10 protein-coding genes are annotated in these 12,408 nt (G+C 41.7%); 4 read left to right on the top strand and 6 right to left on the bottom strand.

What is annotated here, in order from left to right:
* The first annotated feature begins 56 nt into the window (after window positions 1–56).
* Window positions 57–569, top strand: coding sequence for a GNAT family N-acetyltransferase (locus M1E93_RS03015; protein ID WP_004926889.1), 513 nt, complete (start codon window positions 57–59; stop codon window positions 567–569).
* Window positions 570–810: 241 nt separating this feature from the next.
* Here M1E93_RS03015 and yedF read toward each other — a convergent pair whose 3' ends face one another.
* The 4 genes from yedF to exbB form a co-directional block, all read right to left on the bottom strand.
* Window positions 811–1,050 carry a sulfurtransferase-like selenium metabolism protein YedF gene (yedF, locus tag M1E93_RS03010; RefSeq protein WP_004926886.1) on the bottom strand — a complete coding sequence of 80 codons (240 nt, stop codon included), beginning with the start codon at window positions 1,048–1,050 and terminating at the stop codon, window positions 811–813.
* On the bottom strand, window positions 1,047–2,258 hold the full coding sequence (yedE, locus tag M1E93_RS03005) for a selenium metabolism membrane protein YedE/FdhT (protein WP_014656793.1): 1,212 nt from the start codon (window positions 2,256–2,258) through the stop codon (window positions 1,047–1,049). Before yedE ends, yedF begins: the two co-directional genes overlap by 4 nt.
* A 1,451-nt stretch (window positions 2,259–3,709) precedes the next feature.
* The gene (gene exbD / locus M1E93_RS03000) at window positions 3,710–4,135 is read right to left on the bottom strand and encodes a TonB system transport protein ExbD (RefSeq protein ID WP_004926875.1); all 426 of its coding nucleotides are present in this window, start codon (window positions 4,133–4,135) and stop codon (window positions 3,710–3,712) included.
* A gap of 5 nt (window positions 4,136–4,140) precedes the next feature.
* Window positions 4,141–5,073, bottom strand: coding sequence for a tonB-system energizer ExbB (gene exbB / locus M1E93_RS02995; protein ID WP_426207090.1), 933 nt, complete (start codon window positions 5,071–5,073; stop codon window positions 4,141–4,143).
* A 361-nt stretch (window positions 5,074–5,434) separates the two neighbouring features.
* On the opposite strand from exbB, the gene metC reads away from it, so the two are divergent.
* Complete coding sequence (metC, locus tag M1E93_RS02990; RefSeq protein WP_014656794.1) at window positions 5,435–6,622, top strand: cystathionine beta-lyase; 1,188 nt, start codon at window positions 5,435–5,437, stop codon at window positions 6,620–6,622.
* Window positions 6,623–6,792: 170 nt separating this feature from the next.
* Entirely contained in the window at window positions 6,793–7,464 is a 672-nt protein-coding gene (locus M1E93_RS02985; protein ID WP_004926866.1) for a DedA family protein, read from the top strand.
* Between the two features lie 53 nt (window positions 7,465–7,517).
* On the opposite strand, the gene M1E93_RS02980 is transcribed toward M1E93_RS02985, so the two are convergent.
* Window positions 7,518–8,534 carry a MerR family transcriptional regulator gene (locus tag M1E93_RS02980; protein WP_426207089.1) on the bottom strand — a complete coding sequence of 339 codons (1,017 nt, stop codon included), beginning with the start codon at window positions 8,532–8,534 and terminating at the stop codon, window positions 7,518–7,520.
* Window positions 8,535–8,706: 172 nt separating this feature from the next.
* Here M1E93_RS02980 and M1E93_RS02975 point away from each other — a divergent pair, with 172 nt between their 5' ends.
* A complete protein-coding gene (locus M1E93_RS02975) occupies window positions 8,707–9,105 on the top strand; it encodes a hypothetical protein (protein ID WP_141173048.1) in 399 nt (132 codons plus the stop codon).
* 69 nt (window positions 9,106–9,174) lie between these two features.
* Here M1E93_RS02975 and carB read toward each other — a convergent pair whose 3' ends face one another.
* Window positions 9,175–12,396, bottom strand: a complete 3,222-nt coding sequence (carB, locus tag M1E93_RS02970; RefSeq protein ID WP_426207088.1) for a carbamoyl-phosphate synthase large subunit — start codon at window positions 12,394–12,396, stop codon at window positions 9,175–9,177.
* Between the last annotated feature and the right edge of the window lie 12 nt (window positions 12,397–12,408).

Here is a 12,408-nt window from a genome sequence, read left to right as displayed (position 1 = left end):
CTAAACGAATCACGTTAACTATCAAAATAAGGTCAACTTCAATCGCAGGAATTGTTATGAAAGAGCTCATCGAACCCGAAGTGGATGAACATTCAGTTGTCACGCTACAAAAAATTACGGCAGATAATTTTTCGGAAATTTGCCTACTCAGCCATACGCTCAGCGAAGCACAACGCGGTATGGTAGCGGATAATGCCTATTCTATTGTTGAAGCTCAATTTTCCGATTGTGCATGGTATCGCGGTATATATGCTGACGATGTTCCCGTTGGTTTTATTATGCTGCATTCGGGGCTAGATGATGACGAGCTTGAATATGATGGAATTATGCTATGGCGCTTTATGATAGCAGAGCCTTATCAAAAATTAGGCTTTGGTCGCGAAGCCCTTCTTCAAGTGATCCGCTATTTAAAAAAGAAAGGTTATCCACGACTTTATAATAGCTGTGGCGAAGGAGAAGAAAGCCCGTTTGAATTCTATAAAAAGCTTGGTTTTATTCCTACAGGGGCTTATTTAGACGATGAATGTGAACTTGTTCTTGATTTAACTAACTGGCAAGAAGAACCGTGATTTAGCAAATAGGGGGATTGCCACCTATTATTATTTAATGATTAACATGGCAATTCATAAGCCTATAATGCCAATATCTCTCTGAGGCGGGAACCTCGAAGCTCACTTCAGCAGATCATCTAACTCATTCAGGTTGCAGCAAGGCGGCAAACGAGCAGATCCCTAGAAGCATACATAAGTATGTCACTAGGGTCTGTGGAAGCCGCCAACAGCGCTGCAACTTAAAGTATGGCAAGTATCGTTATTTCTGGATCAAATAACGTATAGTTGGTCCATCTTGCTGAATATCCAGCACGGTATAACCATAATTTTTGGCATCCAAAGGGATATTATTAATTGATTGTGGGCAATCACTGACCACCTCTAATATTTCCCCTTTTTTTAAGGATGGCATCGCTTCCAATGTCGCTACGGCCGGATAAGGGCAAGGCTCCCCGACCATATCTAATCGATAGTCCGGAATGATTTCTTTATGACTCATACAACCTCCGCTGATGTTGAAACTGGTGATTGACGTTTACGGAAAAAATAGCGTTCCCACACCAACATCAAGATAAATGCTAAAGCTAACAACAGATAAGTCACCGCTAATCCCCCTTGTGGACCAAAGGTTTCTAGCAAATTCACTTTATCGAAATCTGTTGCTAACCAAGGGCCTAAATCATCCCAATAGTAAGCAAGGATGGTTGCTCCGATAATATTACCGAAACCGACCCACCAATAATGGACTTGCCCTTCTACGGCACGGTACATCCAGCCCGTTTCACAGCCCCCCGCAAGCACAATACCAAACCCAAACAATAATCCGCCAATAATGGCATTCGGGCCAGCCCATAAAATTTTTGGCGTTGCACCTAATTGTACATAACTAAAAATACCAATTGCGCTCACCGCCATACCAATAATAATGGCTTTTGCCATATGTGTTCTTCCGGTGATCCATAAGTCACGGAAAGCGGAGGTGAAACAAATTTGTGCTCGTTCAATAAGCAAACCAAACCCAATACCGCATAGAATGGCGATACCTAATACGGGCGCATCCCATAAGGTATAAAAGCCCCACGCGATCGCGACTAAAAAGATAGTCATCCCTAATTTAAAGCGTTTTTTTGCCACATCTAGGTGTTGTGTTAATGGAGAAGCGGCAGAGACTTTTTTGAGCTTAACAGGGATCCTGAACATCGGCATTAATGTGAATTTAGCACCGAAATAGGAGCCTACTGCGGTTGCGATAGCAAAATACCATGCGTGCAGAGAAAACTGAGGGATCCCAGTAAAAAATGCGGCTAAGTTGCACCCCATCGCTAAACGCGCACCGAAACCAGCGATAATACCGCCAATAATTGCTTGGAAAATACGTATCTTGTGTTGTGGCATACGTAATTTTACGTTATTTGCCCATAACGCAGCCGCAAAACACCCCGCAAACATACCGATGATCATCACACCATCAATTCTATCTAGGGGGCTACCTTCTAAGCCAATGACTTTAAAATATCCCCAGTTTTCGGGTTCAGCACCGAATAACTGCATGATATGCCCACCCCAACGGGTGAATTCACCAGTAACAGCCCAGAATGTACCTGTTAAACCAAAGTAATAGGTGGATAAGATCCCTGCCGCAATAACCGCAGGTAGAGGTTTCCAAAAACGGATGAGATAGTGAGATTTAAACTCAGACCAAGTCATTTTAACGTCCAATTCATTCGCGCCAGAACCTGGCAGAGAACCCCGCCGTTGTATAGCATGCCCGCTTCACAAGCCCCCAATGGTTGCAAGAAAGCAAATTGGCATATTCCCCACAGCAGATAGGGATAACATCATACTCCGATAATTAGTTTCGGGAAGCTATATGCTATAAATATTTCACGGTCTATCCCTTCAATCGCTGATTTTTACAGCAGATATAATAACCTATCGAAAATAAAAGGATGGCTCGCAATACCCTAGGTTGATTATATTGCATCTCAGGTTTTGCCATTAACATGAAGATTTTTGAAAACTTACATTAACTTTATGTTTTATAAAAGAAATTCAAACAAAAAAAAAGCGTTATCAGAGATAACGCGGGAATGTGTAGTCTTATTTTATCTATAGTAGAGGAGTATAATATGAAATTGCCGTATAACGGCGTTGCATGCTATGCGTAGTCTGAAGTCAGCCCATTTGACTCCAGTAATAACATTTATTAACTTAAAAACACATTCATCCGTAAGTTAAAAAATAATACGATATAGATCATTTTTACTAACTCAAATTATCAAGATGACTTTATTTTTCCCTAGTTTGGCGAATAAAGAAAATAAAAAAATTTGAAAGATGAAAAGTGTTTAAAAGTATTTCTAAATGTTATTGACCGCATTATAACTCAACATAATTGTTGCGCAAGTGTTTTTTTCATTTAACTAAAATTTCAGCGTAAATTTAATTTTACTGAATAAAATCATATTGTTACACTATTATCGTTAAATATAAAAAACATAATTATATATTTTTAATAATAATTTACATAAATAGCGACATCTTTAAAATGTTACAAAACAAATTATTCAATTAACTCTTCTTATCTAGATAATAATTAACATTTAATTGTTAGATTTATTTATATAGATATCATAATTTGAATAAGCATTAATCTAATTTATTTCATTATCTATTCTACTCAATAACACTTGTAATGGATAAATATAATCTGTATTTATACTCTCAATAACATAATCAGAATTTTATATGTAAAACAAAAGGTTACAAAAGATAAATAAAAAACCCTTTATCTACACAAAAATAAAAAATACGCGTAATTACTTAAAAATTCACAAAATAAAATAACATCCTAATAGAAAAATAGTTTATTTTTAATAATCACTTATTGAGAAACTAGGCAAAAAAAGATGTATTAGTGGACAAAAAAAACCATACAACTCAACGGATAAATCACAAAGAAGTCATAAAATTAATTCAAAAAACTAATCATTACTCGCAATACGTCATACCGAATCAAGAAAAAAATTGTGACTTAGGCACCTCAATGATGCAGTTTGGTGCCTGTAGATTTAAACCCTCAATAAAAAACGCACCTTATCACCCTACTATATGTAAAGGGATAAAGTGCGCTTGCTATAGAAAAAGATACTAGCGAACTACTTAGACGCCGCCGCTTCCATGCCTACTAGGCCAATTTTAAGATACCCTGATTGACGCAATGCATTCATTACATCCATCATTGTTTCATAATCAACACTCTTATCCGCTTGGAAGAAAATTGTGGTATCTTTATTCGCATTTGTTGCCAGATCAAGAGAGGCCGCTAACTGCTCTTTTGTTACAGCTTGGTCTCCTATGAATAATTGGCTATCCGCTTTTACCGTCAGAAAGACCGGTTTTTCTGGACGTGGTTGCGGTTTCGCTGTCGAAGCAGGTAAATCCACTTTGATATCAACCGTTGCCAAAGGAGCGGCAACCATAAAGATAATCAACAGAACTAACATAACATCGATAAACGGTGTTACGTTGATCTCGTGCATTTCACCACTATCGTCTTGTTCGTCACCTAAACGCATTGCCATAATCGTTACCTTGCTTTGCTATTTGCCAGATCCAGATCGCGACCTAATAGTAACGCAGCCTGTGCTGCAACATCACCGACCTGACCACGGTAGTTATTAATCATTCTGGCAAAAATGTTATAAATAACAACGGCAGGGATTGCTGCGATCAAACCAATTGCTGTTGCTAATAATGCTTCCGCGATCCCTGGAGCAACAACGGCTAAGTTAGTGGTTTGTGAGTGAGCAATACCAATGAAGCTGTTCATGATCCCCCAAACCGTACCAAACAACCCAACAAACGGAGAAATCGCCCCAATGGTGGCTAAATAACCATTTCCACGCCCCATATGGCGGCTAATTGCAGCGATTGAACGCTCAAGACGGAACCCTGTGCGATCTTTAATACCAGAAAGATCTGTGCTTTGTGCTGACAGTGTTCTTTCCACAACCGCTTGTTTTAACAATAAACGGGTTACACTGTTTGCCTTAAAACCTTCAGCGATGCTCATTGCCTCATCTAACGATTTGACCTTATTAAGCTGTGCTACTTCAGCTTTTAAACGACGGCGCGCTGCCAATAACTCGATGCCTTTAGAGAAGAACAAGGCCCATGTAATCACTGATGCCAAAACCAGACCAATCATGACTGTTTTAACAACGTTATCTGCATTTTGGTACATACCCCAGACCGATAGGTCCTTATCAAAGCCACCTTGGTTTTCGGTCGCAATCTCAATACTTTCGCTAACCACTGGTGTTGTTGCACCATTTTCTGCTGCGGCTTGAGTTTGTGCCGGTACTGCTGCCGATGGGGTATTTGTTTCAGTCGCCGGTGCTGCTGGTGTTGTTTGGGCTGACGCTGTGGATGTCGCTGGGGTTGTTGCTGGTGTGGTTTCAGCATTTGCTGTCCCCAACAGGCCTATCGCCAATAGAATAGAAGCTGTTAGTTTACGCATCAGTTGGCCTTATACTCTCTTTTTCTGTGTTCTATTAATAAATTCGTGCCGATGATTTCACGTTCACCGACTAACCTATAAAAGCGAAATTGACTCGCCCAATTCATCTCTTTTTTCAAAAGATGGTGCAGATAATATCAAACGCTGCGCGAATTGATAGTAATTATTATTACTATTCAATATTTTTTTCATATTTCTTGCGCTTTAACAAATATGCCCTCAACAACAGTGAGACTATTACTGAGTGACATGAAAAAAAATCCGATTGGACGTTTACACTTGTACATCTTCAACAAAATCATTTAACTTCAAGTATTCTCTTTTTGTTTCGTATCGCTCAGGAGCAGCTAAAGGACGCAATATGGCTAAGATCAAACCAGAAACTCAACTCGTGCACCTTGGTAGAAACCCTGCTTTTACTCAAAAAGGCGTGAACCCTATAATCCAACGCACCTCATCCGTAATATTCAACACCCTTGCTGAGAAGCGCCATGCGACACAAAACAGAGCCAATTCTGTACTTTTTTATGGGCGTCGTGGAACACAAACTCACTTTGCATTTCAAGAGGCGATGACGGAATTAGAGTGTGGTGCAGGTGCGGTACTTTATCCCTCAGGGGCGGCCGCAATCACCAATGCACTGTTATCTTTTATCTCTTCGGGAGATCATATTCTTGTCACAGGCTCAGCTTATGATCCCACACAAAACTTTTGCGATAAGATCCTAACAAAACTAAACGTTACAACGGACTATTTTGATCCGATGATTGGAGCTGCTATCGCTGAGCTTATCCGTCCTAATACTCGAATAGTCTTTTTAGAAGCGCCCAGTTCTATCACTATGGAGATTCATGATCTCCCTGCTATTGTGCAAGCGATACGTCAAAAAGCCCCCGAAACTATTATTATGATTGACAACACTTGGGCCGCGGGCGTGTTATTAAAACCTTTATTATTAGGCATCGACATCTCTATCCAGTCTGCGACTAAATATATTAATGGTCACTCGGATGGTATGTTAGGCGTTGCCGTTGCTAATGAGCGCTGCATTGAACCCCTTCGCGAAAACTCTTATTTACTCGGTCAGACTGCCGATCCTGATACGGTATATATGGCCGGTCGCGGCTTACATACGTTAGCAACGAGACTCAAACAGCATGAAACCAATGGCTTAGCTGTTGCTCAGTGGTTAGCGCAGCGCCCTGAAGTTGAACGGGTTTTCCATCCCGCGCTTCCTTCTTGTCCGGGGCACTCATTCTTTGTTCGTGATTTTAGTGGCAGCAACGGGCTATTCTCTTTTCAATTAAAATCACGCTTATCCCAAACACAGTTTGAAAATTTCTTAAATCACTTCAGCCATTTTAAGATGGGGTATTCATGGGGAGGTTATGAATCTTTGATTTTGGGATACCAAAAAGAAGATCTTATCAGCATGCGTCAGTATGATTTTACCCCCAATGAGGGTACTTTTTTCCGTATTCATGTTGGTCTGGAGCATCCCCAAGATTTAATTGATGACCTCACATTGGCATTTGAACGTATCCAATAATGGTGTTTTGTTACACGCTTTCATCATCGACCCAAGATGAAAGCGTGAAAATTCAATCATCTTATTTATCAACTAATCCTCTCATTTAGTAAACAAATCAAACTTGGTGTGGTTTTTTCCTGTAATATAAGAAAAGAAATTCGCTTTTTCGTAGATAGACAGGAACAATTATGGAAGTACTACGCGAAATCGTGCTGGCGCTTTGGCATCATGATTTCCTTAAACTCTCCAATCCAGAAGTGCTTTGGGTTATTTACACAGTTCTCTTTGTAGTCATTGTGCTAGAAAATGGGGTACTCCCCGCCGCTTTTTTACCTGGTGATACCTTATTGATCCTTTCGGGAGCCTTAATTGCAAAAGGAGTGCTGCACTTTATTCCGACCATTTTGCTACTAACAACAGCGGCAAGCTTGGGGTGTTGGCTCGGTTTTCTTCAAGGAAGGTGGTTGAGTGAAACAAAAATCGTTAAGCGTTGGCTCTCACAGATCCCGCATGAATATCATGATAAAGCCAACCATATGTTTCATAAACAAGGCCTTTACGCCTTACTCATCGGTCGTTTTTTAGCCTTTGTCCGCACACTATTGCCGGTATTAGCTGGGCTGTCTGAGTTAAGCCATCGACGTTTTCAACTCTTCAATTGGTTAAGTGGCTTACTTTGGGTAGGCATTATCGTGACATTAGGATATGCACTGAACCAAATTCCTTTTGTGAAGCAACATGAACAAATCGTCATTAGCGTATTAATGATCTTACCTGTACTTTTGCTCATCGGTGGGCTTATCGGCTCCATCATGATGTATTGGAAGCATCGCAAGTCTATCAATAATAAATCGAAATAATAAAAACCGCCTCATCATTGAGGCGGCATTAGACTTAGTTACGATGGCTGATTTTAATGCGCTGTTAAGGCCGCAAATAAGTATTGACCAATTTCAGGAGTCATCCACGTACCTTGTGAAATAACAGGGTTTTCGCGATAAATTTGACGAATTTTTTCCTGTAATTCAGGGTCTCCCCCAGTAAATTGATTAAACATGTTTAACCATGTTTTAGCCAAGGATTGCACTTCTGGTGATTCAGGCGATACACCTGATTGCTGCGCTCTGTATAAGCCCGCAATCAATTCAGGCCATACTTTACCTGATTCAAAGTAGTGTTCACGCACAAATGCAAACTGTGAATCCGTTAAATAAGACTTAAAAATCGCAAGCTGGTGTTCGCTAAACCCTTTCGCCACATATTCAATCATTTCCTCAGTAATACCTGAAGACAATGCAAATTCATTATCCGACAAATGAATTTTATTCAATCTAGCGAAAAAGTCAGGGTTCCCACCAGTATCACGCTCTAAAGCGATCATCCACTCCGCTGACACTTTGCGCGCTTGTTCAGAGTCAGGTGTAACACCTTCTTGCATAAGGTTTTTAACGGTTTCTACGCGTTGCTGCCACTCTTGGCTTTTTAACGTATTCGCCGTATATAATGGCATTTTTTCTAATTCTTTCGGTGTAAAATACTTGTCGTACATAGACATCATCTCCAATATGGAAAACCAATCAGCCTGAGTGAGAATATCGCCAGCTTGCATTTGTAATTGAAGCTGCTCTAACCGATAGCGTAGTTTGGCTATCTGTTTCATCTGTTCAGAAAGCGCGCTAATACGCTGCTGTAACAATTGCGCCATATTCCCACTATGGCCATCTAAGATCTTACCGATGTCTTTGAGTTTAACGCCCACTTGTCTGAGCATTTGAATTTGAGTTAAACGCTCGAGACACTGTACGTTATAGAGTCGATAACCCGCATCGGTTCTCGCAGTTGGAACGAGTAATCCTATCTCTTCATAATGATGAAGTGTGCGAATGGTTAGCCCTGTTTTTTGTGCAATCTCACCCACTTGAAATAGCATATCGAACCTCCTGTGATTGATGTGCAGGTTAGTGCCTCACGTTACGTGAGAGTCAACCGTTTCTGACAAGAATTTTATCTTTTTTTCTCTTTCTAGATCATCTTTATCTTCACAAACACACTGATTATAATTTTCGCGGAATAACCCACACTGAATAATAATGGTGAAATTAATGAGTATGAAAGCAATATGTATAGGATTGCTTTTACTCCCTTCTTTAGGGTTAGCAAATTCCCTAAACACCGGAGAGCCGAGTACGCCTGGGTATGAGAAAGCCGAGGAAGCTAAAGCGTGTATTGACCAATATGCTTTTGATATCGCAAGACAATATGACCAACCTGCCAGCCAAATAGCCGAAGCGGCTCTTGGTTACTGTGATCAAAAGATAGAGTCATTTCGCCAATACAACCGAGAAATGAGTGTTGCCAACATTCCACAAAGTAACCTCCGAGAGCTTTCTTTGCGGGGAGCCGCGCTCTATGCTGCCGACCAGCAATTCCATGATCTCAAACTTTCGTGGATAAAAGATATTGAATACAAAATATTAAAACACAGAGAAGCAACACAATAGTATTTTCTTAAAATAAAAAAGCCCTGCCACTTAAGATTAAGGACAGGGCTTTAAACTTATCTTATTGCATTATTTAATTAGAGCATGCATCTCTTGCACTGAAATCACTTTTTCCGTTGGATCAGCGCTTAATGACATTGTGGTCGCAAAGCCGCCATTCAACGTCGTATCATAGTGTACTTTATATTGTAATGCGCTACGGCGTATTAACTTAGAATCCTCAATCGCTTGACGACCAGCCGTAGTGTTCACGATATAATCGTATTCACCATTTTTGATCCTATCTTGGATATGAGGACGACCTTCATGCACTTTGTTGACCAAACGAGGGTTGATCCCAGCTTCACCTAAGACGATAGCCGTACCATGGGTCGCATCCAATTCAAAACCATGCTTAAGCAATTTAGCCGCCAAATCAACGACTCGAGTTTTATCCCCTTCGCGCACAGACAACAATGCACGACCGGATTTTTTCATTGTCGAGTTACTGCCTAACATTGCTTTCGCGAAAGCCTCCGCAAATGTACGGCCAACGCCCATCACTTCCCCTGTTGAGCGCATCTCTGGCCCCAAAATTGGGTCAACACCTTGGAATTTATTAAACGGTAGCACCACTTCTTTTACAGAATAATAAGGAGGAATAATCTCTTTCGTCATCCCTTGTTCTGTCAATGATTGACCAACCATCACTCGCGCAGCAATTTTTGCCAGAGGCAGCCCAGTCGCTTTAGATACAAATGGAACAGTACGCGCTGCACGTGGGTTCACTTCGATAAGATAAACTTCGTTATCTTTTACGGCAAACTGGACGTTCATCAAGCCACGAACACGTAACTCAAATGCCAAGTTACGCACTTGCTCACGCATCACATCTTGAATTTCTTGGCTAAGTGTATAAGCAGGTAATGAGCATGCTGAATCACCTGAGTGCACCCCAGCTTGTTCAATATGCTCCATGATGCCACCAATCAACACCATTTCACCATCACAGATTGCGTCAACGTCTACTTCAACTGCATCATCTAGGAAACGGTCGAGTAGTACTGGTGCATCGTTAGAAACACTCACGGCAGTTTGGAAATAGCGACGTAGATCAGATTCGTCATAAACGATTTCCATCGCACGTCCTCCTAAAACATAGGATGGACGTACCACCAGCGGATAACCGATGCCTGACGCTTTTTCAACCGCCTGCTCAATCGTCACTACAGTCGCATTTTGTGGTTGCTTCAAGTTCAAGCGATTAACCGCTTGTTGGAAACGTTCACGGTCTTCTGCACGGTCAATGGCATCTGGGCTAGTACCGATGACGGGTACACCAGCTGCTTCTAGGGCACGAGCCAGTTTTAATGGCGTCTGCCCGCCATATTGAACAATAACCCCTTTTGGCTGCTCAATACGTACAATTTCAAGTACATCTTCTAAGGTAACTGGCTCAAAATAGAGGCGGTCTGAGGTGTCATAGTCTGTTGAAACCGTCTCAGGGTTACAGTTAACCATGATGGTTTCATACCCATCTTCACGTAGTGCCAACGAAGCATGAACACAGCAGTAGTCAAATTCAATACCTTGACCTATACGGTTTGGACCACCACCTAATACCATAACTTTAGGCTTGTCGAAATTAGGGTTAGACTCACACTCATCTTCATAGGTGGAGTACATATAAGCGGTATCTGTTGCAAACTCAGCCGCACAGGTATCAACACGCTTATAAACAGGGTGTAAGCCATAACCTTGACGCAGTTTACGTAGCTCAGCTTCAGAGACACCAACAAGTTTTGCTAAACGTGCATCAGCAAAACCTTTGCGTTTCAAAACGCTTAAAAACGTTTTGGTTAACCCATTAATGCCTAGCTCTGTAACTTGTTCTTCTAAGCGCACCAGCTCTTCGATTTGCACTAAGAACCAGCGGTCGATGTTAGTTAGGTTGAAAATACCGTCAACGGATAGTCCTGCACGGAAGGCATCGGCAATATACCAAATACGCTCTGCGCCCGCGTCTTTTAACTCGCGACGAATACGTGTTAGTGCTTCAGGATCATCTTGGCTAACTTTTGGATCAAAACCAGTCGCGCCAACTTCAAGGCCACGTAATGCTTTTTGCATTGACTCTTGGAAGGTGCGACCAATTGCCATCACCTCACCAACGGACTTCATTTGCGTTGTCAGGCGGTCATTCGTGCCCGCAAATTTTTCGAAATTGAAACGAGGAATTTTTGTGACGACATAGTCAATGGAAGGTTCGAATGATGCAGGTGTACGACCACCTGTAATATCATTCATTAGTTCATCAAGTGTGTAGCCAACAGCAAGCTTAGCGGCAATTTTGGCAATTGGGAAACCAGTCGCTTTCGAAGCAAGTGCGGAAGAGCGCGATACACGAGGGTTCATCTCAATAACAATCAAACGTCCATTTTTGGGATTGACGGCAAATTGAACGTTAGAGCCTCCAGTTTCAACACCAATCTCACGCAATACCGCCATCGAGGCATCACGTATAATTTGATATTCTTTATCGGTCAGTGTCTGGGCTGGCGCAACGGTGATAGAGTCACCCGTATGGATCCCCATCGCATCAAAGTTTTCAATTGAACAAACAATAATGCAGTTATCATTTTTGTCACGTACCACTTCCATTTCGTACTCTTTCCAGCCAATGAGCGACTCATCAATCAGTAGCTCATTGGTTGGTGAGAGGTCAAGGCCGCGCGTACAGATTTCTTCAAATTCTTCACGGTTATAAGCAATACCACCGCCAGTTCCCCCCATCGTAAATGAAGGACGGATAATACAAGGGAACCCAACATCTTCAGCTACCGCGTAGGCTTCTTCCATATTGTGTGCGATACCGGAGCGCGCTGTATCCAAGCCAATTTTTTTCATGGCTTTATCAAAACGTTGGCGGTCTTCGGCTTTATCAATCGCATCGGCGGTGGCACCAATCATTGTCACACCGAACTCAGCTAATACGCCTTTACGCTCAAGCTCCAGTGCACAGTTCAAAGCAGTTTGCCCACCCATGGTTGGCAGCACCGCATCTGGACGCTCTTTTTCGATGATTTTACGCACCACTTCCCAATGAATTGGCTCAATATACGTTGCATCAGCCATTTCAGGGTCAGTCATGATGGTTGCTGGGTTAGAGTTGACTAAAATAACGCGATAGCCTTCTTCACGCAGTGCTTTACACGCTTGCGCACCTGAATAGTCAAATTCACACGCTTGGCCGATAACAATCGGGCCAGCCCCTAGAATCAGAATACTTTTTATATCTGTACGTTTTGGCATTTTTCTGCTCCC

It is taken from the genome of Providencia sp. PROV272 (genome assembly GCF_049901975.1).
Lineage (GTDB): Bacteria > Pseudomonadota > Gammaproteobacteria > Enterobacterales > Enterobacteriaceae > Providencia > Providencia stuartii.
Note: the sequence above shows the minus strand (reverse complement) of the source record. Positions and strands in the feature narration are given on the sequence as shown.

Coding starts and splice junctions, on each gene's coding strand:
- M1E93_RS03015 (WP_004926889.1), top strand. CDS start 57: ATGAAAGAGCTCATCGAACCCGAAGTGGATGAACATTCAGTTGTCACG.
- yedF (WP_004926886.1), bottom strand. CDS start 1,050: ATGAGTCATAAAGAAATCATTCCGGACTATCGATTAGATATGGTCGGG.
- yedE (WP_014656793.1), bottom strand. CDS start 2,258: ATGACTTGGTCTGAGTTTAAATCTCACTATCTCATCCGTTTTTGGAAA.
- exbD (WP_004926875.1), bottom strand. CDS start 4,135: ATGGCAATGCGTTTAGGTGACGAACAAGACGATAGTGGTGAAATGCAC.
- exbB (WP_426207090.1), bottom strand. CDS start 5,073: ATGCGTAAACTAACAGCTTCTATTCTATTGGCGATAGGCCTGTTGGGG.
- metC (WP_014656794.1), top strand. CDS start 5,435: ATGGCTAAGATCAAACCAGAAACTCAACTCGTGCACCTTGGTAGAAAC.
- M1E93_RS02985 (WP_004926866.1), top strand. CDS start 6,793: ATGGAAGTACTACGCGAAATCGTGCTGGCGCTTTGGCATCATGATTTC.
- M1E93_RS02980 (WP_426207089.1), bottom strand. CDS start 8,534: ATGCTATTTCAAGTGGGTGAGATTGCACAAAAAACAGGGCTAACCATT.
- M1E93_RS02975 (WP_141173048.1), top strand. CDS start 8,707: ATGAGTATGAAAGCAATATGTATAGGATTGCTTTTACTCCCTTCTTTA.
- carB (WP_426207088.1), bottom strand. CDS start 12,396: ATGCCAAAACGTACAGATATAAAAAGTATTCTGATTCTAGGGGCTGGC.